General features: G+C 67.7%; 23 protein-coding genes and 1 pseudogene. 4 read left to right on the forward strand and 20 right to left on the reverse strand.

Annotation, left to right across the window (positions count from 1 at the left end):
- From FFS27_RS09285 to ppc, 9 genes are all read right to left on the reverse strand, one after another.
- Nucleotides 1-1342: cytochrome P450 (locus tag FFS27_RS09285; protein WP_256659447.1), on the reverse strand; the 1342-nt coding region annotated here is incomplete at its 3' end.
- A 28-nt stretch (nt 1343-1370) separates the two neighbouring features.
- The gene (locus FFS27_RS09290; RefSeq protein WP_009876931.1) at nt 1371-2156 is read right to left on the reverse strand and encodes a class I SAM-dependent methyltransferase; all 786 of its coding nucleotides are present in this window, start codon (nt 2154-2156) and stop codon (nt 1371-1373) included.
- A 55-nt stretch (nt 2157-2211) separates the two neighbouring features.
- Nucleotides 2212-2907 carry an extensin-like domain-containing protein gene (locus tag FFS27_RS09295; RefSeq protein WP_019484555.1) on the reverse strand — a complete coding sequence of 232 codons (696 nt, stop codon included), beginning with the start codon at nt 2905-2907 and terminating at the stop codon, nt 2212-2214.
- Between the two features lie 4 nt (nt 2908-2911).
- Nucleotides 2912-3736: an isocitrate lyase/PEP mutase family protein gene (locus FFS27_RS09300; protein WP_021265168.1), complete on the reverse strand. Its 825-nt coding sequence runs from the start codon at nt 3734-3736 to the stop codon at nt 2912-2914.
- Between the two features lie 72 nt (nt 3737-3808).
- The gene (locus FFS27_RS09305) at nt 3809-4675 is read right to left on the reverse strand and encodes a DUF72 domain-containing protein (RefSeq protein ID WP_021265169.1); all 867 of its coding nucleotides are present in this window, start codon (nt 4673-4675) and stop codon (nt 3809-3811) included.
- A gap of 18 nt (nt 4676-4693) precedes the next feature.
- Nucleotides 4694-5041 (reverse strand): hypothetical protein, encoded by a 348-nt coding sequence (locus FFS27_RS09310; RefSeq protein ID WP_003098661.1) that lies wholly within the window; start codon nt 5039-5041, stop codon nt 4694-4696.
- Nucleotides 5042-5114: 73 nt separating this feature from the next.
- A complete protein-coding gene (tsaB, locus tag FFS27_RS09315; RefSeq protein WP_003092483.1) occupies nt 5115-5795 on the reverse strand; it encodes a tRNA (adenosine(37)-N6)-threonylcarbamoyltransferase complex dimerization subunit type 1 TsaB in 681 nt (226 codons plus the stop codon).
- A 103-nt stretch (nt 5796-5898) separates the two neighbouring features.
- Nucleotides 5899-6546 (reverse strand): adenylate kinase, encoded by a 648-nt coding sequence (gene adk / locus FFS27_RS09320; RefSeq protein WP_021265171.1) that lies wholly within the window; start codon nt 6544-6546, stop codon nt 5899-5901.
- A gap of 160 nt (nt 6547-6706) precedes the next feature.
- Complete coding sequence (gene ppc, locus FFS27_RS09325) at nt 6707-9343, reverse strand: phosphoenolpyruvate carboxylase (protein ID WP_023100862.1); 2637 nt, start codon at nt 9341-9343, stop codon at nt 6707-6709.
- A 206-nt stretch (nt 9344-9549) separates the two neighbouring features.
- Between ppc and FFS27_RS09330 the strand changes: the two genes are divergently transcribed.
- Nucleotides 9550-9894 (forward strand): hypothetical protein, encoded by a 345-nt coding sequence (locus FFS27_RS09330; RefSeq protein ID WP_003092488.1) that lies wholly within the window; start codon nt 9550-9552, stop codon nt 9892-9894.
- A gap of 8 nt (nt 9895-9902) precedes the next feature.
- Here FFS27_RS09330 and cadR read toward each other — a convergent pair whose 3' ends face one another.
- Nucleotides 9903-10373 carry a Cd(II)/Pb(II)-responsive transcriptional regulator gene (gene cadR / locus FFS27_RS09335; protein ID WP_003103716.1) on the reverse strand — a complete coding sequence of 157 codons (471 nt, stop codon included), beginning with the start codon at nt 10371-10373 and terminating at the stop codon, nt 9903-9905.
- 113 nt (nt 10374-10486) lie between these two features.
- Between cadR and FFS27_RS09340 the strand changes: the two genes are divergently transcribed.
- The 3 genes from FFS27_RS09340 to FFS27_RS09350 all read left to right on the forward strand — a co-directional run bounded on the left by FFS27_RS09340 (nt 10487) and on the right by FFS27_RS09350 (nt 14340).
- Nucleotides 10487-12721, forward strand: coding sequence for a heavy metal translocating P-type ATPase (locus FFS27_RS09340; RefSeq protein WP_023120304.1), 2235 nt, complete (start codon nt 10487-10489; stop codon nt 12719-12721).
- Nucleotides 12722-13101: 380 nt separating this feature from the next.
- Nucleotides 13102-13506, forward strand: a complete 405-nt coding sequence (locus FFS27_RS09345) for a DUF4398 domain-containing protein (protein ID WP_003092495.1) — start codon at nt 13102-13104, stop codon at nt 13504-13506.
- A gap of 48 nt (nt 13507-13554) precedes the next feature.
- Complete coding sequence (locus FFS27_RS09350) at nt 13555-14340, forward strand: OmpA family protein (protein ID WP_003092499.1); 786 nt, start codon at nt 13555-13557, stop codon at nt 14338-14340.
- Nucleotides 14341-14414: 74 nt separating this feature from the next.
- Here the strand turns inward: FFS27_RS09350 and FFS27_RS09355 are convergent, their stop codons facing one another.
- The 10 genes and pseudogenes from FFS27_RS09355 to wspR all read right to left on the reverse strand — a co-directional run.
- A complete protein-coding gene (locus FFS27_RS09355; RefSeq protein WP_003110623.1) occupies nt 14415-14936 on the reverse strand; it encodes an O-acetyl-ADP-ribose deacetylase in 522 nt (173 codons plus the stop codon).
- Nucleotides 14933-15256 (reverse strand): hypothetical protein, encoded by a 324-nt coding sequence (locus FFS27_RS09360; RefSeq protein WP_003092509.1) that lies wholly within the window; start codon nt 15254-15256, stop codon nt 14933-14935. The genes FFS27_RS09355 and FFS27_RS09360 overlap by 4 nt, the downstream gene beginning before the upstream one ends.
- Nucleotides 15253-16158 carry an alpha/beta hydrolase gene (locus tag FFS27_RS09365; protein WP_023100860.1) on the reverse strand — a complete coding sequence of 302 codons (906 nt, stop codon included), beginning with the start codon at nt 16156-16158 and terminating at the stop codon, nt 15253-15255. Before FFS27_RS09365 ends, FFS27_RS09360 begins: the two co-directional genes overlap by 4 nt.
- Nucleotides 16155-16901: a TIGR00266 family protein gene (locus FFS27_RS09370; RefSeq protein ID WP_003092512.1), complete on the reverse strand. Its 747-nt coding sequence runs from the start codon at nt 16899-16901 to the stop codon at nt 16155-16157. The genes FFS27_RS09365 and FFS27_RS09370 overlap by 4 nt, the downstream gene beginning before the upstream one ends.
- A gap of 68 nt (nt 16902-16969) precedes the next feature.
- Nucleotides 16970-18265, reverse strand: a complete 1296-nt coding sequence (locus FFS27_RS09375; RefSeq protein WP_023100859.1) for a flavohemoglobin expression-modulating QEGLA motif protein — start codon at nt 18263-18265, stop codon at nt 16970-16972.
- Nucleotides 18266-18273: 8 nt separating this feature from the next.
- Nucleotides 18274-18825, reverse strand: coding sequence for a hypothetical protein (locus tag FFS27_RS09380; protein ID WP_021265174.1), 552 nt, complete (start codon nt 18823-18825; stop codon nt 18274-18276).
- A 96-nt stretch (nt 18826-18921) separates the two neighbouring features.
- The gene (locus tag FFS27_RS09385; protein ID WP_003092520.1) at nt 18922-19635 is read right to left on the reverse strand and encodes a TetR/AcrR family transcriptional regulator; all 714 of its coding nucleotides are present in this window, start codon (nt 19633-19635) and stop codon (nt 18922-18924) included.
- A 211-nt stretch (nt 19636-19846) separates the two neighbouring features.
- A complete protein-coding gene (gene lysS, locus FFS27_RS09390; RefSeq protein ID WP_003092523.1) occupies nt 19847-21352 on the reverse strand; it encodes a lysine--tRNA ligase in 1506 nt (501 codons plus the stop codon).
- A 178-nt stretch (nt 21353-21530) separates the two neighbouring features.
- A protein-coding gene (gene prfB / locus FFS27_RS09395; RefSeq protein ID WP_010895661.1) for a peptide chain release factor 2 occupies nt 21531-22626 on the reverse strand; the annotation gives its coding sequence in 2 pieces (ribosomal slippage) (nt 21531-22553 and nt 22555-22626; 1095 coding nt in all).
- A 122-nt stretch (nt 22627-22748) separates the two neighbouring features.
- Nucleotides 22749-23127, reverse strand: a pseudogene (wspR, locus tag FFS27_RS09400) (Wsp signal transduction system regulator diguanylate cyclase WspR); the annotation flags it as partial.

Here is a 23127-nt window from a genome sequence, read left to right on the forward strand (position 1 = left end):
GCGGGACGTGGGAGGACTGGCGGCGCTGTTGCGGCGCGCCTTCGCCTGGGGGGGCTGACGCGGATGAGGAGAGACGGCGGCGAAGCCCCCGCCGTCGGTGCGGACGCAGGGAACACCACCCGCGCGGCGCCAGGTCGCCGGCGTGCATGATGTCCCAGTGCTCGACCCAGTAGGCCAGCGCCGCCGCCAGATCGATCATCGCCATCGCGGTGCCGGGGCAAGCGCGGTCGCCGAGGCCGAAGGGGAAGTAGGCGCCACGCGGCCAGCGCGCCGGTTCGAGGAAGCGCTCGGGACGGAACTCCAGCGGCGCCTCGAACCAACGGGGATCGCGCTGGGTGATCCAGCTCGAGACCATGGTCACGTCGCCGCGCTTCAGCCGCTGGCCGAACACCTCGATGTCCGCCGTCACCTGCCGCGGCGCCAGGCCGTAGGCCGGCGGGTACAGGCGCAGGCACTCCTGCAGGACCGCCCTGAGCAGCGCGCAATCGCGCAGGTCGGCGACCGAGCGGATCGCCGTCCAATTCACTCCCGCCAGCTCGGCGCGTAGCCGCGCGAGCAACTCGGGACGCTGGGCCAGCAGCAACAGGCTCCAGGTCAGGGTCACTCCAGTGGACTGGTGGGACGCCATGAGCAGGGTGCAGAGTTCATCGCGTAGGTCCGCCAGCGGCCGCGGCGAGCGCTCCGCCACCTCGCCCACCGCCTCGCGCAACTGGCCCAGCGCCCAGCGCTTGCGCGGACACAGTTTGCTCGGGAACCAGTGGCCCAGCGGCAGGCCGGTGCTCATTTCCAGCAATGCCACCCGCGACAGCAGGCGCACCGCCTTGGCGATCCGATAGGCCGACGGTTGCAGGTCGACGTCGAACAGCGCGTGACCGCTGAGGGTGACGCTGAACGCAGCCATTTCCAGGTCGAGGTCGTATTCGCGCCCCTCCTCCACCCGCTCGCCCCACTCCGCGGCCAGGCGGCGAACCTCGCTGGCCGGCGGCGGCGCCAGGTGCGGCCGTACCTCCTTGCGCCGGGCCTGGGCGGGGGCGCCCTCACGCATCATGAAGCTGCGCCCGTTCCACTGTTTCAGCATGCACAGCGCCGGCTGCCAGCGTTGCAGGTCATCGCGGCGATCGACCATCAATTCCTGCACCGCCTGCGGATGGAACAGGCACCAGAGGCGCTGCGGGCCCATGCGGGCGACCGCGAGGTCCGGCTGCGCGACGTGCATCTTCTGCAACCAGGCCAGCGGATCGCGCTGCATCTCCAGCCAGTGGCGGGCGCCGGCACGCCCGTCGTTGGCCCAGGGCAGGTGCGCCAGGCGCCGGCGAATCGGACAATCGATGGTCTGCTGCATGCTCGCCGCCTCCCTGCGGTGTCGACACTCAGCCCTTGCCCAGGGCCTTCTTCGGGTAGATGTCGTAGCGGCTGGACTTGCCTTCCAGGCTATAGCCGGGCTTGGGCCCTTCGATGATCGGCGCCTTGCGCGGGCGCTTCACCACCACCCGGTGGCTGGCCAGGGCCAGGGCCGCCTGCAACAGCGCCGGAGCGTCGAGATCGTCGCCCACCAGCGGCCGGAACAGACGCATTTCCTTCTTCACCAATGCGCTCTTGTCGCGATGGGGAAACATCGGGTCGAGGTAGACCACCTGCGGCGCCTCGCCGTCCCAGGCGCGCATCAGGTCCGCCGAGTTGCCGCCGAGCAGACGCATCCGCGCGGCGATCGGCGCCACGTCGGGATCGCGCCCGGCGCGCTCCAGGCCATCCTCGAGCAGGGCGGCGATCAGCGGCTGGCGCTCGACCAGGGTTACCTCGCAACCCAGGCTGGCGAGGACGAACCCATCCCGGCCCAGGCCGGCCGTGGCATCCAGGACGCGCGGGCGGATGCCTGGCTGGACGCCGACCGCCTTGGCGATCATCTGCCCGCTGCCGCCGCCGAACTTGCGCCGGTGGGCGCTGGCGCCTTCGACGAAATCGACCCGCACCGGACCGGGGGAATCCGCCCCCAGTTGCAAGACCTGCAAGCCCTGCTCGCCGACCTGCACGGCGAACTCCGCCTCGTCGTCCGCCGCCAACGGCAGGCCGAGCCGCTCCGCCCAGCGCCGCGCAGCCTCGGCGCAATCGGCGGACAGGGCTTGGACATGCAGGCGAGGAGCGGCGGAATCGGTCATGGTCGGGCAATCGTCGTGGAAAGCGCGGATTTTGCCAGAGTTGGCCCGCGCGCGCTCACCGGCAGACCTTCCATAGGCCCATGTCGAGGTGGAAGTGATCCCGGTGGGCGGCATTGTAGTCGGGCCCCAGCACCGCATTGAAACTGGCGCAGGCGCCGTCCCGCACGCGGCGCAGGAAGCGCCCGTCGGCGCCCTGGTCGGCCCAGTCCGTGGCCAGGCGGATTCGCCTCCCGCCGGCCAGGCGGAAGCCGCTGATGTCCAGGGCATTGGCCGAAGCATGCTGGCTGCGCCGGCCGTTCTCGCGGTTGTAGACGTTGCGGCAGGCGAAGCTGCCAATATGCTCGACCCGCGTCAGCGGCTGGCCATAGATATCCAGGGCTGCCGGTTGCAGCACGTGGCGCTCGAACAATGCATAGCTCACTGCCAACGGGCAACTGGCGAGGAAGCTGCTGCTCAACTCCAATGCCGCCCCACGCACGCGCAGGCTGTTGCTCAACGGGCAGGTAGCCGATGGCGGATCGTCGGCGACCCGCTGGTAGCGCAGTTGCGAGGTGGCCAGGGCGGCGTCGCAGAGGCTCCGGTCGTCGGCCAGCCGCCATAGCTTGTAGCGGGTCAGCAGGTTCGGCGGTTCGCGCACGTCCAGCGGCAGCCAGGGATTCCAGCGCGCCGGCAGATCGAGCCACTGGTTGCGCAGGGCGCCGACGGCCCCCGCCAGCAGCAGCAATGGCAGCAACCAGGCCAGGCGGCGCACGGGTTCAGCGGAACAGGTCGTTGATACGGTCGAAAGGCATCGCCGCACGGGTCGCTTCCAGCTCGCGCCGCGCCAGCGCCTGCGCCGCCTCATGGAAAGCGCCGAAGGCGACCCGGGCAAGGTTCGAGCCCAGGCTCACGCGCTTGACGCCGAGGGCTTCCAGCTCGTCCAGCGACAGCTCCAGGCGCGGCGAACCGACCAGTACGTTGACCGGCTTCGGTGCCACCGCTTCGAGCACCGCGACGATCTGTTCGCGGCGGTTCAAACCGGGCGCGTAGAGCACATCGGCGCCGGCATCGGCGTAGGCGCGCAGACGCCGCAGGGTGTCGTCGAGATCCTCGCAACCATGCAGGAAATTCTCCGCGCGGGCGCAGAGGGTGAACGGGAATGGCAACGCACGGGCCGCCTCGACCGCGGCAGCGACCCGCTCCAGCGCGGCGGAGAACTCATAGATGGGCTGTCCGGCGCGCCCGCTGGCATCCTCGATGGAACCACCGACCAGGCCGGCCTCGGCGGCCAGGCGGATGGTCGTGGCGCAGTCTTGCGGAGCATCGCCGTAGCCGTTTTCCAGGTCGGCGGCGACCGGCAGATCGGTGGCGGCGACGATCGCCCGGGCGTTTTCCAGCGCCTCGGTCCGGCTCACCGCGCCTTCCGCATCGCGCCGGCCCAGAGAGAACGCCAGGCCGGCGCTGGTAGTGGCAAGGGCGTCGAAGCCGAGGCTGGCGAGCATCTTCGCCGAACCGGCATCCCAGGGATTGGGCAGGACCAGCATGCCGGGCCCCTGGTGCAGGTCGCGGAAACGTTCGGCGCGTTGGCGTTGGCTGGTCATGGCGGCGGGCTCCGTGGCGGGGAAAGGACTCCCTAGCCTAGGCGCAGGCCGGCGGAGCGTCGAGCGCCGCGCTCAGAGCAGGCCCAGTTGCTCCACTTCCGGGGCCGGGATCGGCTCGGGTAGCGCCGGCAAGCCTGGCAGGCGCTGGCGCAGCAGCGCATGGAAACGCTGGGCCTGCTGGGCCGCCAGGTGATTGTCGGGGGTATGCAGGAATACGTATGGAGTCAGGCCGGCCTCGATCCAGTCGGCCACCTTGTCGACCCAGGGCAAAAGGAACACCTCGTTGGCCGGCAGGTCGGGACCGCCGATGAAACGCACCTGTGGCGTATCGCTGAAGGCCGCCGGACGGATCGGCAGGCGCGGCTTCTTCGACTGGGCGTGGAGCACCGCCGGATCGTCCGAACGGCAACTGAACAGCGCCCGCGAATCCAGGCAGATGCGCTCCACGCCACGCTCGCGCAGGTGGCGGTTGAGCAGGCGCTCGTCCTCGCCTTTGTCGAAGAACGCCGGGTGGCGTACTTCCACGGCAATCCGTCGCGGACTCAGCTCATCGAGGAAATACAGCAGTTCGCCCAGGCGCTGCGGGGTGAACGCCGCCGACAGTTGCAGCCACAGCGGGCTGACCCTTTCGCCAAGCGGCGCCAGCAGTTCGAGGAAGTCGCCGGCGGCCTCGAGCCGTTCGCGCAGGTCGCCTTCGTGACTGATATCGCGGGGAAACTTGGCACAGAAGCGGAACCCCGCCGGCATCGTCTCGGCCCAGCGCCGCACGGTTTCCGCCGAAGGCCGGGCATAGAAGGTGGTATTGCCCTCGACCGCGTTGAAGATGCCGCCGTAGTGTCCGAGGTAGTCGGCGGAACGCAATTCGCGCGGATAGAAGCTGCCGCGCCAGGCCGCCTCGTTCCAGGATGGACAACCGAGGAAATAAGGAAGGGAAACCACGGGAGCGCGCGGAGCCGCTCAGGCGTAGAGGTCGAGGCCGAGGACATCCTCGGCGCCGGCGTCGATGTTGAGGCTGGCGGTGGAGTTGTAGCTGGCCAGGGCCATCGCCGCATGGCTGCTTACCGGGCGCTGGAACGCCAGCAGGTCGCGGGCGCTCACCGGCAGGCTGTCGCCGCCCGCCGAACTGGCCTGGACCTTGCGCGCCTGCGGCGCCTGCTCGAAGCCCTGGCTGCCGGAAACCGGCGCCGGCTGCTCGCGCCGCGCCTCGACCTCGCGCTGCACGTCGCGATACGGCGTGACCGCCGAGCCCGGTCGGGCGCTGCGCTCCAGCGGCAACGAAGAGGAAGAAAGTCCGTCGATACGCATGATCAAAACCCGGGGAAGTCTCCACACTCTAGCCAGCCCCGAAAGGCTTGGCAATTACCGCTGCGCGGCATTTTCAGGGCGCTTTTTTCGGCGTCGCCACGTTGTCGCGCAGGTACACCGGCAGCGCCTGTTCCGCCTCCACGCCTTCGCCGCGCGCCCAGGCGAAGCCGGCCAGGCTGAGCAAGTCCTCGGCATGCGGCAGCAGGCTCGCGTCCAGCGCGGCCGGGCGCTGCGGCATGCGCTCGACGTAGCCCCAGCCGGTGCCGGCGCCGAACCAGTCCGCGGCAGCGGCGTCCCACGGTACGGCGACCCGCTCGGGCGGCAGTACCGCTTCGCTGCCGGCCAGGCGCATCTCGCCCTGTTGCAACTGGTAGCAACCCCAGTAGACCTCGTCCATCCGCGCGTCGATGGCCGCGGCGACCCGCTCCGCACCCTGCTCGCGGTAGGCCCGCTGGGCCAGGATCGCCAGGTCGGAGACCGCCAGTACCGGGCGCTGCAGGGCGAAGGCCAGGCCCTGGACCACGCCGATGGCGATGCGCACGCCGGTGAAGGCGCCCGGACCGCGCCCGAAGGCGATGGCGTCCACCGCGGACAGGGCGACGCCGGCCTCGTCGAGCAGGTCGCGGACCATCGGCAGCAGGCGCTGGGCGTGCAGGCGCGGGATCACCTCGTAGTGACTGAGCGCCCGCCCCTCGTGGAGCAGGGCGACGGAGCAGGCTTCGGTGGAGGTATCCAGGGCCAACAGAGTGGACATCGACGGTTCCGCGTGGTGAAAAAGACGCCGATTGTACCAGCCTTCGCCGCCCCGGAAACGCCGACGGCCCGCAAGCGGGCCGTCGGTGCTACAGCGCTGCGGATCAGCTCAGGGCCGAAAGCACTTTCGCGGTGATCTGTTCGACCGAGCCGACGCCGGCGATGCTGTGGTATCTCGGGGTGCCTTCGGCGGCCGACAGCTTCTGGTAGAAGTCGACCAGCGGCTTGGTCTGCGAATGGTAGACCGACAGGCGGTGACGCACGGTCTCTTCCTTGTCGTCCTCGCGCTGGATCAGCTCTTCGCCGGTAACGTCGTCCTTGCCGGCGACCTTCGGCGGGTTGTGCTCGGTGTGGTACACGCGGCCGGAGGCCGGGTGCACGCGACGACCGGCGATACGCGACACGATCTCCTCGTCGTCGACGGCGATCTCGACCACGTGGTCGATGGTCACGCCGGCGTCCTTCAGCGCTTCGGCCTGCGGGATGGTCCGCGGGAAGCCGTCGAACAGGAAGCCCTTGGCGCAATCGGCCTCGGTGATGCGTTCCTTGATCAGGGCGATGATGATGTCGTCGGATACCAGGCCGCCGCTGTCCATCACGCCTTTCACCTGCTGGCCGAGCGGGCTGCCGGCCTTGACTGCGGCGCGCAGCATGTCGCCGGTGGAGATCTGCGGAATGCCGAACTTCTCGGTGATGAACCGTGCCTGGGTGCCTTTGCCGGCACCGGGTGCCCCGAGCAGAATCACACGCATCGATATGCTCCTTAGAATTGGTAAGCGAAAGTCTGGATCCGCCTCGTGGGGCCAATCTCGTATTTGCAGGAAACGGCACTGTATGGCGCCGAAAAGGCTGTCCAAGATACACAGCGCCCCCCCACCGCACAAGACACCGAAAGTTGCCCCCCGCCTTCCCTCATCCGGTGTTGCGCAGTCCGGCGGCGACCCCCGCGACCGTCACCAGCAGCGCCTGCTCCAGGCCGCCGCAGGCGTCGCCCCGGCAGCGCCGCGAACGGGCCAGAAGCTCAGCCTGGAGCAGGTGCAGCGGGTCTAGATAGCTGTTGCGCACGCTGATCGACTCGCGGGTCTCGCTGGCGTGGGCGAGCAGCAGCGACTGCCCGGTCAGTCCCAGCACCACGCGCACCGCCTGCGACAATAGGTCGCGTAAACGACGCCCCAGCGGACGCAGCTCGAGCGGCACTAGACGTTCGTCGTAGAGCCGCGCGATATCCGCGTCGGCCTTGGCCAGGACCATTTCCAGCATGTCGATGCGGGTGGTGAAGAACGGCCATTGCTCGCGCATCTGCCCGAGCAGCGCGCCCTCGCCACGCTCGATAGCGTTCAGCAAGGCGGTCTCCCAGCCAAGCCATGCCGGCAGCATCAGGCGCGTCTGGGTCCAGGCGAAGATCCAGGGAATCGCCCGCAGGCTCTCCACCCCGCCTTCGCGGCGCTTGGCCGGGCGGCTGCCCAGCGGCAGACGGCCCAGTTCCTGCTCGGGCGTGGCCAGGCGGAAATACTCGACGAACTGCGGATCGTCGCGCACCACCCTGCGGTAGGCCAGCAGCGCGTCCTTCGCCAGGCGGTCCATCTGCGCGCGCCAGGCCGGCTCGGGAGCCGGCGGCGGCATCAGGGTCGCCTCCAGCACCGCGGCGAGGTAGAGATTGAGGTTCTGTTCGGCGATGTCCGGCAAGCCGAACTTGAAGCGGATCATCTCGCCCTGTTCGGTGACCCGGAAGCGCCCGGCCACCGAACCCGGTGGCTGCGACAGGATCGCCGCGTGGGCCGGCCCGCCGCCGCGGCCGACGGTGCCGCCGCGGCCATGGAAGAGCAGCAGCTCGACCTCGTGCTGGCGGCAGATCTCCACCAGTTTCTCCTGCGCCCGGTACTGCGCCCAGGCCGCCGTGAGAGTACCGGCGTCCTTGGCCGAATCGGAGTAGCCGATCATCACTTCCTGCACCCCGGAGAGCCGCGAACGGTAGCCCGGCAGCGTCAGCAGGCGCTCCATGCAGGGGCCGGCGTTGTCCAGGTCGTCGAGGGTCTCGAACAGCGGCACCACGCGCATCGGCCAGTCGACGCCGCTTTCCTTGAGCAGCAGTTGCACCGCCAGCACGTCGGACGGCTGGCCGGCCATCGAGATCACGTAGGAACCCAGCGACGCCGGTGGCGCGGCGGCGATCGCCCGGCAGGTGGCGAGCACCTCGGCGGTATCCGCCGAAGGCTGGTAGTGCGCCGGCAGCAGGGGGCGGCGGCTGTTCAGTTCCTCGAGAAGGAATTCCAGGCGGGTCTTCTCGTCCCACTCGTCGTAGCTGCCCAGCTCCAGGTACTCGGTGATCTCGCTCAGCGCGGCGGCATGGCGGGCCGAGTCCTGGCGCACGTCCAGGCGCACCAGGAACAGGCCGAAGGTGGCGGCGCGGCGCAGGCAGTCGAGCAACGCGCCATCGGCAATCACGCCCATGCCGCAGGCGTGCAGCGACTCGTGGCACAGTTGCAGCGGCTCGACCAGGTCGCGGTTGTGCTCCAGGACGCCCTCCGCGGCCGGCACCTCGCCGGCCAGGGCCTGGTGGGTCCAGTTGCGGGTCACACGCAGGCGCTCGCGCAATTGCTTGAGCAGGGCGCGATAGGGCTCGGCGCTATCGCCGACCCGCGCCAGCAACTGCGGCGAGGCCTGCTGCATGGACAGCTCGGCGGCCAGTTGGTCGATATCGCGCAGGTACAGGTCGGCGGCCATCCAGCGCGCCAGCAGCAGGACCTCGCGGGTCACGCTGGCGGTAACGTTGGGATTGCCGTCGCGGTCGCCCCCCATCCAGGACGCGAAGCGCAGCGGCGCGGCGGTCAGCGGCAGGCGTTCGCCGGTGCTGCGCAGGAGTACCTCGTCGACGTGCCGAAGGACGTTCGGCAAGGCCTGCCAGAGAGAATGCTCGATCACCGCGAAGCCCCATTTCGCCTCGTCCACCGGGGTCGGCCGGACCTTGCGGATCTCGTCGGTATGCCAGGCCTCGGCCACCAGCCGCTGCAGGCGCTGCTGGATGCGACTGCGCTCCTCCGGCAGCAGGTCGGCATGGTCCTTGGCCGCCAGCTGCGCGGTGATCGCATCGTATTTCTGGATCAGCGTGCGCCGCGCCACCTCGGTGGGATGGGCGGTCAGCACCAGTTCGATCTCCAGCCCGGCGAGCTGGCGAGCCAGTTGCCCGGGGGCATGCCCGGCGTCCTTGAGACGCCCCAGCAGCTCTTCCAGCACCAGGTTCTCGAAGGGTTCCGGCTCGTTCGGCCGGCGCCGGCGGATACGGTGGTATTGCTCGGCGATATTGGCCAGGTTGAGGAACTGGTTGAAGGCCCGCGCCACCGGCAGCAGTTCGTCTTCCTCGAGCCCGTCGAGGGTGGCGGTGAGCTGCTGGGCGCCCTCCGCGGAACCGCGGCGGGCAGCCTTGGCGCCCTTGCGGATCAGCTCGATCTTGTCGAGGAACCGCGGGCCGTACTGCTCGCGGATGGTGTCGCCGAGCAATTCGCCCAGTTGGTGGACGTCCTCGCGCAGGCGCGCATCGATTTCCGGCATGACCTGTCTCCACTGCGGGTGGGAAACCAGCTTGGCTCAGGCGCCCCCGCGCTTACAAGCCCGCAGGGTGCCAGTACGGCGCCGCCGGGCCGGAAGCGAGGCTGCCGGCGCCGATCGGGTCTAGTCTGAAGGAAGTGCCCGCACCGAGGCACGGCCCCACGAGGGCCCCCCAGCACGCCCGCCACGACCGGGCTGAAGAGGTCAGCATGAAGATCCGTGAGCTTGTCCGCCATTGGGAACACACCGCCAAGGGCCGCATGGCCCGCAACCACTACAGCATCCCGCTGGACGTCGAAAGCGCCGCGCGCCTCGCCGCGCTGCACGAGATGTATCCGCGGCGCAGCGTCGAGGAACTACTGGGCGAGCTGGTCGGCGCCGCCCTGGAAGAACTGGAGGCGAGCTTTCCCTACGTGAAGGGGAGTCAGGTGGTGGCCACCGACGAACAGGGCGATCCGCTCTATGAGGATGTCGGCCCTACCCCACGCTTCCTGTCGCTCTCGCGCAAGTACCTGCACGAACTGGTCGCGCAACAGGACACCTCCAGTCACTGAGCGCGACTTCAGCCATGCCGGCGGTGCACGCCGGGGACGTGCATGTGCCCGGCCTCGGCGCATTCCTCGGCGATTGGCGACAGCGGCGCGGGCTGCTCCAGTTCGCGGAGGATGCCGCAGGCCTGGCTGTTGCCGGCGACCGTACAGCGTGAGCCGAGATCCCGCAGTTGCTCGCGCAATGCCTGGAGTTCGGCGATGCGCACCTCGACGTGATGCAGGTGCTCGTCGATCAGCCGGTTGGCGGTGCCGCAATCCGCCTCGGGACGGTCGCGCAACGCCAGCAGGGTACGGATTTCCTCCTGGGTCATGTCCAGCGAGCGGCAGTGACGGATGAACGACAGGCGCTCGACGTGCGCCAGGGTGTATTGCCGATAGTTGCCTTCGCTACGCGCGGGCTCGGGCAACAGTCCTTCGCGCTCGTAGTAGCGGATGGTCTCCACCGGGCAACCGGTTCTCTTCGCCAGCTCACCGATCTTCATGCCAACCCTCCTCCAATCGCCGACGCGGCTACCCGAATTGGCAGTACCGCTTGACTCTGTAGTTGCTACAGGGTGTGCAATCGCACCCAACACGTCAAACGGGAATTGTTTCCATGAGCCACGAACACGCCGACACTTGCTGTCACGGTCACGGTCACGGTCACGGTCACGGACATGATCATGGGCACCGCCACGCGCCTCGCCCGGCGGTGGCCGCCATCGGAACCCTGGCCGGCAACGCCGAGTTGCGCTGGAGCGACCTGCGCATCGAAGCGATGGACTGCCCGACCGAGGAACGCCTGATCCGCGACGCCCTCGGTCGCCAGCCGGCAGTGGAGTCGCTGGAATTCAACCTGATGCAGCGCCTGCTGCGCGTCCAGCATCGCTTCGACAGCGTCGAGCCGCTGCAGAAGCTGATCGCCGGCCTCGGCATGCAGGCGGTGCCGCTGGATGCCGGCGAAAATACCGACGGCCCCTCGCAAGCGCCGGCGAAGCCCTGGTGGCCGCTGGCCCTGGCCGGCGCGATGGCGCTGGCCTCGGAGATCGTCGAATGGTTCGGCCTGGCGCCGGACTGGGTGGTCGCCGGCCTCGCCCTGCTGGCCATCCTCGGCGCCGGCCTGCCGACCTACCGCAAGGGCTGGATCGCACTGAAGAACCGTAACCTGAACATCAACGCCCTGATGAGTATCGCCGTGACCGGCGCCGTGCTCATCGGCCAGTGGCCGGAAGCGGCGATGGTCAGCGTGCTGTTCGCCATCGCCGAGCTGATCGAGGCGAAGTCCCTGGATCGCGCGCGCAACGCCATCCGCGGCCTGCTGCAACTGGCTCCGGAACAGGCCACGGTACTGGTCGGCGGCGAATGGAAGGAGCTGCCGGCCAAGCAAGTGGAACTGGAAGCCACCGTGCGCGTGAAGCCCGGCGAACGCATCGCCCTCGACGGCGAGGTGACCAGCGGCCGCTCCAGCGTCAACCAGGCGCCGATCACCGGCGAAAGCCTGCCGGTGGAGAAGGAGGTCGGCGAGCCGGTGTTCGCCGGCAGCATCAACGGCGAGGGCGCGCTGGAGTACCGCGTCACCCGCCGCGCCGACGACAGCACCCTGGCCCGGATCATCCACGCCGTGGAGGAAGCCCAAGGTTCCCGCGCACCGACCCAGCGTTTCGTCGACAGTTTCGCCCGCGTCTACACCCCGGTGGTATTCCTCATCGCCCTCGCCACCGCGGTGCTGCCGCCGCTGCTGTTCGGCGGCGCCTGGCTGGACTGGATCTACCGCGCCCTGGTGCTGCTGGTGATCGCCTGTCCCTGCGCGCTGGTGATCTCCACCCCGGTGACCATCGTCAGCGGCCTTTCCGCCGCGGCGCGCCTGGGCATCCTGATCAAGGGCGGGGTGTTCCTCGAACTCGGGCGCAAGCTGTCCTGGGTCGCCCTCGACAAGACCGGCACCATCACCCATGGCAAACCGCAACAGACCGACTACCTGCCGATCGCGGAGGCTGACGGGACGGATGCACGCCTGCTCGCCGCCAGCCTGGCCGCGCGTTCCGACCACCCGGTATCGCGCGCCGTGGCCAACGCAGCGGAAGAGGACGGCCTTGCCCTGGGCGTGGTCGAGGACCTCGCCGCCCTGCCGGGACGAGGCGTCAGCGGACGCATCGACGGCGTCCTCTACCACCTCGGCAACCATCGCCTGGTGGAGGAACTGGGCCTCTGCTCGCCGGCCCTGGAAGAGCGCCTGGACGCCCTGGAGCGCCAGGGCAAGACGGTCATCGCGCTGTGCGATCCGCAGCGCGTGCGGGCCCTCTTCGCCGTCGCCGACGGGGTCAAGGACAGCAGCCGCGAGGCGATCCGCGAGCTGCACGCGCTGGACGTGAAGACCCTGATGCTCACCGGCGACAACCCGCACACCGCAGCCGCCATCGCTGCCCAGGTAGGCATCGACGCAGCTCGCGGCAACCTCCTGCCGGAGGACAAGCTGCGTGAAGTGGAAGCGCGCCAGGCCGACGGCTCGCGGGTCGGCATGGTCGGCGACGGGATCAACGACGCGCCGGCCCTGGCCCGCGCCGACATCGGCTTCGCCATGGGCGCGGCGGGCACCGACACGGCCATCGAGACCGCCGGCGTCGCGCTGATGGACGACGACTTGCGCAAGTTGCCGCAATTCGTCCGGCTGTCGCGCACCACCCACGCGATCCTGGTCCAGAACATCACCCTGGCCCTGGGCATCAAGGCGGTGTTCCTCGCCCTTACCCTGGCCGGCGAAGGCACCCTGTGGATGGCGGTATTCGCCGACATGGGCGCCAGCCTGCTGGTGGTGTTCAACGGTCTGCGACTGTTGCGCAAGCGTTTCTGAAAGGCCCCACTGGCCTCCTCCAGCCCCACTCAGGTGGGGCTTTTTTTCTGCCCGAGTGTTCCGTCCTGGAGCGCTGCGGCAGTTGTGCGTTTCGTGGACTAGAGCCCTGTAGGACGGGCTTTAGTGAGCAGAGGTGGCGTTCTGCGACCACGCCGGAAGCCGACTGTTCAGTCAGAAAATTTCAGATTTTTTTTTGAACCCCTGAACCAGCGGGGGAGTCACTAAAAGTACATGGCCAATCGCCAAGCCCCTGAAACAGAGGCCTGGCAGAGGCTTGCTCAGTGAGCAGGAAGAAAAGACCGGAGGGCCGGAAACGCGCCCACGGTAATGGCCAGAGATGAAAGCCAAGGAATCAGCATCCCTGTCAGAGGAAATTTCCCATGGAGCAAAAAGCGATGAGCAAGCAACACACCGGTTCCCTGCGTGGCCTCAAGCTGGCCCTGCTGGCCGTAGGCAGCAGCCTGGTCCTGGCCGGCTGCGCCGGCAACCCGCCGACCGAGCAGTTCGCCGTGACCGAGTCCGCGGTGAATAACGCGGTAAGCGCCGGCGGCCCGGAATATGCCCCGGTCGAGATGAAGTCCGCCCAGGACAAGCTGAGCCAGGCGCGCATCGCCATGAACGACAAGGAATACGACCAGGCCAAGCGCCTGGCGCAGCAGGCCGAGTGGGACGCCCGGGTCGCCGAGCGCAAGACCCAGGCCGCCAAGGCGCAGAAAGCCGTGAAGGATGCCCAGCAGGGCGTCATGGAACTGCGTGAGGAAGGCATGCGCGATACGCAGCACTAAGCCGGATTCCGCCCTTCTTTCGTCGATTCGTGATTAAGGATGACCCCTATGCGTAAGTACATTGCCCTCCCCGCCGTATCCCTGCTGGCCCTGGCGCTGGCCGCCTGCTCCACGCCGCCGAACGCCAACCTGGAACAGGCCCGCAGCAACTTCTCCGCGCTGCAGTCGCAGCCCGACGCGACCAAGGTCGCGGCCCTGGAAACCAAGGACGCCGGCGACTGGCTGGCCAAGGCCGACAAGGCCTATCAGGATGGCGAAGACCAGCGCGACGTGGACCAATTGGCCTACCTGACCAACCAGCGCATCGAACTGGCCAAGCAGACCATCGTCCTGCGCAATGCCGAGGCGCAGTTGCAGAACGCCTCCGCCCAGCGCGCCCAGGCCCGCCTCGACGCGCGCACCGCGCAACTGGACAAGCTGCGTAGCCAACTGAATGCCAAGCAGACCTCGCGCGGCACCATGGTGACCTTCGGCGACGTTCTGTTCGATCTCGACAAGTCCGACCTGAAGCCCGGCGCCATGCGCAACATCCAGCAACTGGCCGAGTTCCTCCAGCAGAACCCGGAGCGCCAGGTGATCGTAGAGGGCTACACCGATAGCACCGGTTCCGCCAACTACAACCAGCGCCTGTCCGAGCGTCGTGCCGACTCGGTGCGCATGGCCCTGCTCAGCCGCGGCATCAGCCCGGAACGCGTAGCCACCCGTGGCTACGGTAAGGAATATCCGGTGGCCAGCAACGGCACCAGCTCCGGCCGTGCCATGAACCGTCGGGTGGAAGTCACCATTTCCAACGACGCCAAGCCGGTCGCGCCACGCTCCTCCGTCAGCGGCTGATAGGCCCTACGGAAGCCAAAAGCCCCGCCATCCGGCGGGGCTTTTTCATGGGCGTGGCCCGAGCTTTCCAGGTATCAGCGGGCCACAGGCCGCTCGCCGAGCAAGCGCTGGTAGCGCTCGGCCATCGAGCTATCGAAGGCAACCAGGACGATTTCCTCCAGGCTGCTGTGCGCCGGGCGTTGCCGGCAGACCTCTTCGACGGCGATGGCCGCGGCCTGCTCCAAGGGATAACCGTAGATGCCGCAGCTGATGGCGGGGAACGCGACGCTGGTCGCCCCGGCCTGCTCGGCCAGGGCCAGGCTGCGCCGGTAGCAGCTGGCCAGCAGCTCCGCTTCGCCGTTGTCGCCGCCGCGCCAGACCGGGCCGACGGTGTGGATCACGTGGGCCGCCGGCAGACGGAACCCGCGGGTGATCTTCGCCTCGCCGGTCTTGCAACCGTGCAGCAGGCGGCAGGCCGCCACCAGCTCGGCACCGGCGGCGCGGTGGATGGCGCCGTCGACCCCGCCCCCACCGAGCAGCGAGGAGTTCGCCGCGTTGACGATGGCATCCACCGCAAGACGGGTGATGTCCCCCTGCCAGACGCGGACCTCGGTCATTTCACTTCCTGCGGGACTTCCTGTCCGGCGCAGCGCACGGCGTGCTTCCTGTTGTCCACCAGCACGCCGGAAAGGCCCTTCTGCTCGGTGTCGAACAGCACCAGGACGCCATCGATGCACTGCGCGACCTGCTTGGCCGGCTCCAGGGACAGCTTCACATCTTCGCCGGGCAGGCTCTTCAGCATGGTGAAATCGGCCAGCAACAGGGCGTCCTGCGGCTTGGCGAAATGCAGGTAGCCGTAGTACCAGAGCACGCCGACAGTGACGAAGATGGTACCGATGCCGGTCAGGATGCAGGGGAGTACGTTACGGTCGCTCATGGATTGCCTTCGGGTTTCGCGGATTCGCGGTTCGGGATTTCGGCCAGCCGGCGCAGGCCGGTGAAGCCATGGGGATCGTCGAGGAAGCGCAGCATCACTTCCTGCCAGGTCGCTTCGGCGAAGGTCTGCACGTGGCCGCCTCGGGTCAGTTGCAGGACCTTCGGCAGCCGCGCCTGGCGGTACAGGGCGATGCCGTTCTCGAGGGGCACAATGGTATCGTCGATACTGTGAAAGAACAGCATGGGTGCGCCAGAAAGCCGCGCCACCGAATGGATGGCGCTGTCGTCGTCGGGCACCAGCCAGGACAGCGGCACCTGCAGCGGCCAGGTCAGCCAGGAACCGTCCAGCATGTGCCGGGCGATGCCGCGGTAGCTCGCCGGTACCCCGTCGAACACCAGCGCCTTGAACTGGCCCTGGCGCTGCGGATGCTCGACCAGGTAGTGGATCGCCAGCGCGCCGCCGAGACTCTGCCCCAGCAGCACGCGCTCGGTGCCCTTCACCTCCGGCGCCTGGTCGAGCCAGGCGAACGCCGCGTCGATGTCGCGGTAGACCTCCGGCAGTCCCGGCTCGCCCTCCGACTGGCCGTAGCCGCGATAGTCGAGCATCAGCACCTGGTAGCCCTCGGCGGGCAGCCACCAGGTGCCGCCGAGGTGCCAGGACAGGTTGCCGCCGTTGCCGTGCAGGTAGAGCACGGTGCCTTTCACCGGCACGCCTTTCTTCGCCGGCAGCCACCAGGCGCGCAGGCGCACGCCGTCGGCGGTGGTCAGGGTGACGTCGCGGTACTCCAGCCCGGCGCGCGCCGGGGTGATCTGCACCACCGGCTCGGGATAGAACAGCAGCGAACTGCAACCACCGAGGAACAGCGCGCCGAGTACCAGCAGCGGGATCAGCAGGCGCTTCATCCGTTGTTGGTCCTTACCTCTTCGCGGGCGCGAAAGGTGGCGTCGTAGATGCGCCCGGCCAGGCGCGAGAACGGCAGGCTCTGCAGCCAGACGGTGCCGCTGCCCTTGAGGGTGGTCAGCAGCAATCCTTCGCCGCCGAACAGCATGCTCTTCAGGCCGCCGGCCAGTTGCACGTCGTAGTCGATGCCATCGGTGAAGGCCACCAGGCAACCGGTGTCGACCCGCAGCGTCTCGCCATTCAACTGGCGGCGGATCAGCGTACCGCCGGCGTGGACGAAGACCAGGCCATCGCCCTCGAGCTTCTGCAGGATGAAGCCCTCGCCGCCGAAGAAACCGGCGCCCAGGCGCTTGGCGAAGGCGATGCCGACCCGGGTGCCATAGGCCGCGCAGAGGAACGAGTCCTTCTGGCAGAACAGGCGCCCGCCGACATCGTCCAGGTCCACCGCCACCACGCTGCCCGGATAGGGCGCGGCAAAGGCCACGTGCTGCTTGCCCTGGCCTTCGTTGGTGAAGTGGGTCATGAACACCGACTCGCCACCGAGCTTGCGCTTGCCGGCGCTCCACAGCTTGCCCAGCAGGCTGCCGTCGGAGCCGTCGCCCATCCGCGCGGTGAAGCGGATGTCGCCGGTCATGTAGTTCATCGCCCCGGCCTCGGCGATCACGGTTTCCCCGGGGTCGAGTTCGATCTCCACGGTCTGCATGGATTCGCCGAGGATGCGGTAGTCGAGTTCGTGGCTGGCCATCGCCGTTCTCCTTGCTTGCCGGCCGACCGCCCGCGCGCACCGGGAAAGACCGGCACGGCGGGGAGCGGTCAGAGAATGTTCGCGTAGTCCGCTTCGATGCGGTCCAGGCTGAGGTGGTTGAGGAAGTTCGAGAAGCACATCCAGGCCGACAGCGCGTTGAGGTCGCGGAACTGCGGCGGCAGGTATTTCGGCGGCGCCACCAGGCCCTCGTCCACCAGTTGGCGCAGGGTGCGCATGTCTTCCAGGGTGGTCTTGCCGCAGAACAGCAGGGGGATCTGTTCGAGCTTGCCCTTGCGCACGGCGAGCTGGATGTAGTTGTAGATGAGGATGAAGCCCTTCAGGTAGGACAGGTCCTTGGTGAACGGCAGGCCATCCGGGGTCGAGCCACGGAAGACCCGGCTGGCGTTCTGGTAGCTGTCCTCCAGGCTGTAGCCCTGCTCGCGGTAGAAGTGGAATACGTCGAGGAAATCGGCGCCCTCCTCGGCCATGTGGATCGCCCGGGTGCGATTGGTCAGCTTGCGCAGGCGGGTCGGGTAGGAGGCGAAGGCGATCACCTCCATCAGGATCGCCAGGCCTTCCTGGGTCACGGTGGAGGACGGCGGCCCCTTGGCGAGGAAGGTGCAGATCGGCTGGCTCAGGCCGTTCAGGGTGGTGCCGACGTGCACCAGGCCCTCGTGGACCTCCAGCGCGCGCACGTCGCGCTCGTTGAACAGGGCGTCGGCGCGCACCTTGATGTAGTCGGCGCCGGCCGCCGCGTCGGCGACGATGCCGTCGGACTCGAACACGCGGATGGTGCCCTCCTCCTCGCCGAACACGGTGTTCAGCCGCGCCTGGAGGATCGGCACGACCTCCTTGGCGGTCAGGGTCTTGGGTTCGTCCTTGAGATCGCCGCGGTCGGCGATGTTGTTCAGGTAGTCGGAGAGCATCAGGCCGAGGTCGGCCAGGGTCGGATCACCGGCATGGAAGGCGTCCGAGGCCGAGCCGTAGAGTTCCTGGGAGATCAGCCCGAGGTCCGGGATGCCGCGCGCCTCGAGCATGCGGATGACCATCCGGTATTCCTTGCACATCCGCCGCATGATCTGCCCGACCGGGTTGAACTGGCCCAACTGGCGGGTGATGTCGCGCTCGATGTTCTGGAATTCCTGCTTCTTGGCGCTGGCGTCGAAGGCCAGCGGGCGGCTGTCGTAGTAGCCGCGGTCGACCTTCGGCGCATGCTTGCCGCGGCCCTTGAGGAAGTCCTGGCGGATCCCGTCGTCCCATTTGATCGCATCCAGCACGCGGATCGGCGTCTGCGCCTCGACGATGCGATCGGACAGGGAGCGGATGATCTTCTGGTAGTCGTTCTGCGCCTTGCGCTGGCTCATCGGCAATCTCATTGGGTGACCCGCTGGAAGCGGGCGGCCTCGACGAACACGTCGGAATTGGCGGGATCGTTCAGGTAGGCGAAGACCTTCTCCAACGGGCTGCGCACCAGCGCGCCCTTGCCCTGCTCGCTGTCGACGGTCTCGCCGTCGAGCTGGCCGGCGCCGAGGTCCTCGACGATGCGCTCGACGTCGAGGTTGTAGATTACCAGCTCGTCACCGTCGGTGATCTCGAAGCCGGCGATGACGAAGTTGCCGCCCAGGCTCTTCGGCAGGCCGGCCGACAGGTACCAGCGCTTGCCCTGGTGGGAGACGGTGAAGCCGTAGTCCTCCAGGCTCTCGGTATTGTCCTTGCTGTCCACGTAGCTGAGCGCGCGGTAGACATTGCTGCCGGAACGGGTGATCTCCAGGAATTGTTCTTCCTTCCACTCGTTCTCGCGGCTCCAGGTCCCGAGCAGGTGGCTCGGCGCCGCCTCGCGCGGCGGTATCGGCTCCTTGAAGGTGACCAGGCAACCGCCCAACAGCAGGAAACTCAGGACCACCAGGCAACGCCAGGCTTTCATCACACGCTCCTTAGGAACCCTCCGCAACCTGCGACCGGCTGGCCGAGGGAAGGTTCGGGTATGAAAAACCCCGCCATGGCGGGGTTGACGCTCAGGTCACAGGCCCATGACCAGATTCAGGTACCGTCTGAGTATGGCGCGCATTTCGTCCACGGCCAGTTGCTCGACCCCGTCCACGAGGCCCTGATATTCCATCTGCAGAATAATCGACGTCAACACCTTGGCGTCCTGCTCGGGCTGCCCGGAACCGAGCACCTGGAAGAAATGCACGGCGCCGAGGGAGAGGATCCGCTGGTGGGCATCGGCCAGTTCGCGCAGGCGCGGGTTGAGCAGCGCCTCCTGGCGGAAGGCCTGTTCGGCCAGCAGGTGCTCGCGGCGCTCGGTGAGCTGGACCTGGACATACTGCACGGCCAGCTCGACGATCCGTTCCACCAGCGAGCCACGGGCGCCGGGGTCGTCGGCCAGCACCGCGGCCATCTCCTGGAGGTCGCCCTCCACGCTGCTCCAGAACGCCGACAGCGCCTCTGCGTTGCGCTCGACGAAGAGGGCGAAGGTGTCGGTGATGAGATCGTCGATGTCCTTGAAGTAGTAGGTGGTGGCCGACAACGGCACCTGGGCCTCGGCGGCCACCGCGCGGTGGCGCACGGCCCGTACGCCGTCGCGGACGATCAGGCGCATGGCGGCATCGAGAATCGCCTGGCGCCGCTGCTCGCTGCCCTGGCGGCTGGCCTTGCGGCCCTGGTAACGAACGCTTTCGGCTACCGCGCTGGCGGCCTGCGCGGCGCTGTCTCTGGGAGCTACTCGGGACACGGTGTTTCCTCCGCTCGCGGACGATGGGGCATTGTTCGGACTTTTTCGCGTGGAATCAATCGGCCGCTACCGGGGAATCTCCGATCCCACCCGCACCTCCCGTGGTCAGCCGGCGGATCGGCGGCTATCGACCCCAGGCCCGGCGGCCGGGACGCCGCGCGGCCATGAAAAAACCGCCCGAAGGCGGCTTTTCCATGGACTGTTGCGGCACTCAGGCCTGCGGGCGCATGTGCGGGAACAGGATCACGTCGCGGATCGACGGCGAGTTGGTCAGCAGCATCACCAGGCGGTCGATGCCGATGCCTTCGCCGGCGGTCGGCGGCATGCCGTATTCCAGGGCATTGATGAAGTCGGCGTCGTAGTGCATCGCCTCGTCGTCGCCAGCGTCCTTCTCCTTGACCTGCAGCATGAAGCGCTCGGCCTGGTCCTCGGCGTCGTTCAGCTCGGAATAGGCGTTGGCGATCTCGCGGCCGCCGATGAACAGCTCGAAGCGGTCGGTGACGCTCGGGTCTTCGTCGTTGCGGCGGGCCAGCGGCGAGACCTCGAAGGGGTAGCGGGTGATGAAGTGCGGCTGCTCCAGCTTGTGCTCCACCAGTTCCTCGAAAATCATCACCTGCAGCTTGCCCAGGCCTTCGTGGCCGAGGACCTTGGCGCCGGCCTTCTTGGCGATGGCCCGCGCCTTCTCGACGTCGTTGAGGTCGGCGGCGCTGATCTCCGGGTTGTACTTGAGGATCGAATCGAACACCGACAGGCGCACGAACGGCTCGCCGAAATGGAAGACCTTGTCGCCGTAGGGCACGTCGGTGGTACCGAGCACCGCCTGGGCCAGTTCGCGGAACAGTTCCTCGGTCAGGTCCATATTGTCTTCGTAATCGGCGTAGGCCTGGTAGAACTCGAGCATGGTGAACTCGGGGTTGTGCCGGGTCGAGACGCCTTCGTTACGGAAGTTGCGGTTGATCTCGAAGACCTTCTCGAAACCGCCGACCACCAGGCGCTTGAGGTACAGCTCCGGGGCGATGCGCAGGAACATGGCCATGTCCAGCGCGTTGTGATGGGTCTCGAACGGCTTGGCCGCGGCACCGCCGGGGATGGTCTGCAGCATCGGGGTCTCCACTTCGAGGAAACCGCGCTCGCTGAGGAAACGGCGGATGTGGGCGATGACCTGGGAACGCACGCGGAAGGTGTGGCGGGTTTCCTCGTTGACCATCAGGTCGACGTAGCGCTGGCGGTAGCGCTGCTCGGTGTCGGTCAGGCCATGGTGCTTGTCCGGCAGCGGACGCAGCGACTTGGTCAGCAGGCGCACGCTGGTCATGTCGACGTACAGGTCGCCCTTGCCCGAGCGGGCCAGCACGCCTTCGGCGCCGATGATGTCGCCCAGGTCCCAGGTCTTGATCTCGGCCAGGGTTTCTTCCGGCAGGGTCTTGCGGTTGACGTAGACCTGCAGGCGCTCGCTGCTGTCCTGGAGGACGATGAAGGAACCGCGGTTGAGCATGATCCGACCGGCCACCTTGACCGGGATCGCTGCGGCTTCCAGCTCTTCCTTGGTCTTGTCGGCGTACTGTTTCTGCAGGTCCGCGAAGTAGGCGTCGCGGCGGAAGTCGTTGGGGAAGGCGATGGCCCGGGCTTCGCGCACGGCGGCAAGTTTTTCCTTGCGCTGGGCGATCAGCTTGTTTTCTTCCTGTTGCAGTTCGTGCTGGTCGAGTTGTTGGTCGCTCATGGTCTTGGTGGTTCCTGGTTAGGCTCTCTTGCCTGTGGAAACGGATTGCAACAGGGGCGAAAAGCGTAGCGAACGCCGGCCAGGCAAGGCGGGAAATGGCGAGGACACGGAGTTCACGATCGTAAAAAACGAGCAGTCCGAACCATTTTCCAACGCGGCCTGGCCAGGCGCAGCAGCTTTACAGCCCCTGTTTGAGGCTGGCTTCGAGGTATTCGTCTAGATCGCCGTCGAGCACCTTGTCGCAGTCGCTGCGCTCGATACCGGTACGCAGGTCCTTGATCCGCGACTGGTCGAGCACGTAGGAGCGGATCTGGTGGCCCCAGCCGATGTCGGACTTGGAGTCCTCCAGGGCCTGGGACGCAGCGGTACGCTTCTGCATTTCCAGCTCGTACAACTTGGCCCGCAGCATCTTCATCGCGGTGTCCTTGTTGGCGTGCTGGGAGCGTTCGTTCTGGCACGCCACCACGGTATTGGTCGGCACGTGGGTGATCCGCACCGCCGAATCGGTGGTGTTCACGTGCTGACCGCCCGCGCCGGAGGAGCGGTAGGTATCGATGCGCAGGTCGGCCGGGTTGATCTCGATCTCGATGTTGTCGTCGATTTCCGGCGATACGAACACCGCGGTGAACGAGGTGTGGCGACGATTGCCGGAGTCGAACGGACTCTTGCGCACCAGGCGGTGCACGCCGATCTCGGTGCGCAGCCAGCCGAACGCGTACTCGCCCTTGATGTGCACGGTGGCGCCCTTGATGCCGGCGACCTCGCCCTCGGACAGCTCGATGATAGTGGCGTCGAAGCCGTGCTTGTCGGCCCAGCGCAGGTACATGCGCAGCAGCATGTTGGCCCAGTCCTGGGCCTCGGTGCCGCCGGAGCCGGCCTGGATGTCCAGGTAGGCGTTGTTCGGGTCCATCTCGCCGCTGAACATGCGGCGGAACTCCAGCTTCTCGAGGATCTCGCGCAGACGCTCGACTTCGTTGGCAACGTCGTCGACGGCGCCCTCGTCGTCTTCCTCGACCGCCATGTCCAGCAGGTCGCGGGAGTCGGCCAGGCCGCTGGTCAGGTCGTCCAGGGTTTCCACCACCTGCGCCAGCTGGGCGCGCTCGCGGCCGAGGTTCTGGGCGTATTCGGGGTTGTTCCAGACGTTGGGGTCTTCGAGCTCGCGGTTTACTTCGACCAGGCGATCATGCTTCTGATCGTAGTCAAAGATACCCCCGAATGGTCTGGGTGCGCTCGGAGAGGTCCTTGATGCTGTTGAGGATCGGGTTGATTTCCATGGCTGGCGCTCACTCGCGGGAAAACGTCGAAAAGCTGCGAAGTATACTGCACTTGCGCCCTGCGGGCAGTACGCCGGCCTCTATTTAATGCCGGCCGGCGACGCATGGCCGCCGCGCGCCGCTCAGCCCGCCGGGGCCGGCGGCACCGGTTGTTCCATCAGGCCAACCTGGTTGCGGCCATTGTTCTTGGCCTGGTAGAGCGCCTGGTCGGCCATCTCGATGAGAACCCGGAAGGTCTGTCCGCCGCCGCCCGGCACCAGGGTGCTGACGCCGATGCTGACGGTCAGGTACGAGCCCGGGCGTGGCTGGTCGTGGCTGATCTGCAGGCTCTCCACCGTACGCCGGACCTTTTCCGCCAGCAGCCGCGCGCCGCCCGGCGAGGTGCCCGGCAGGACCATGGCGAACTCCTCGCCGCCATAGCGCGCCGCCAGGTCCGAGGAGCGACTGCAGCCCTCGCGGATGGCCCCGGCGACCTGGCGCAGGGCCTCGTCGCCGGCGACG

Source organism: Pseudomonas sp. 2VD (assembly GCF_005503585.1).
Classification (GTDB): Bacteria; Pseudomonadota; Gammaproteobacteria; order Pseudomonadales; family Pseudomonadaceae; genus Pseudomonas; species Pseudomonas aeruginosa.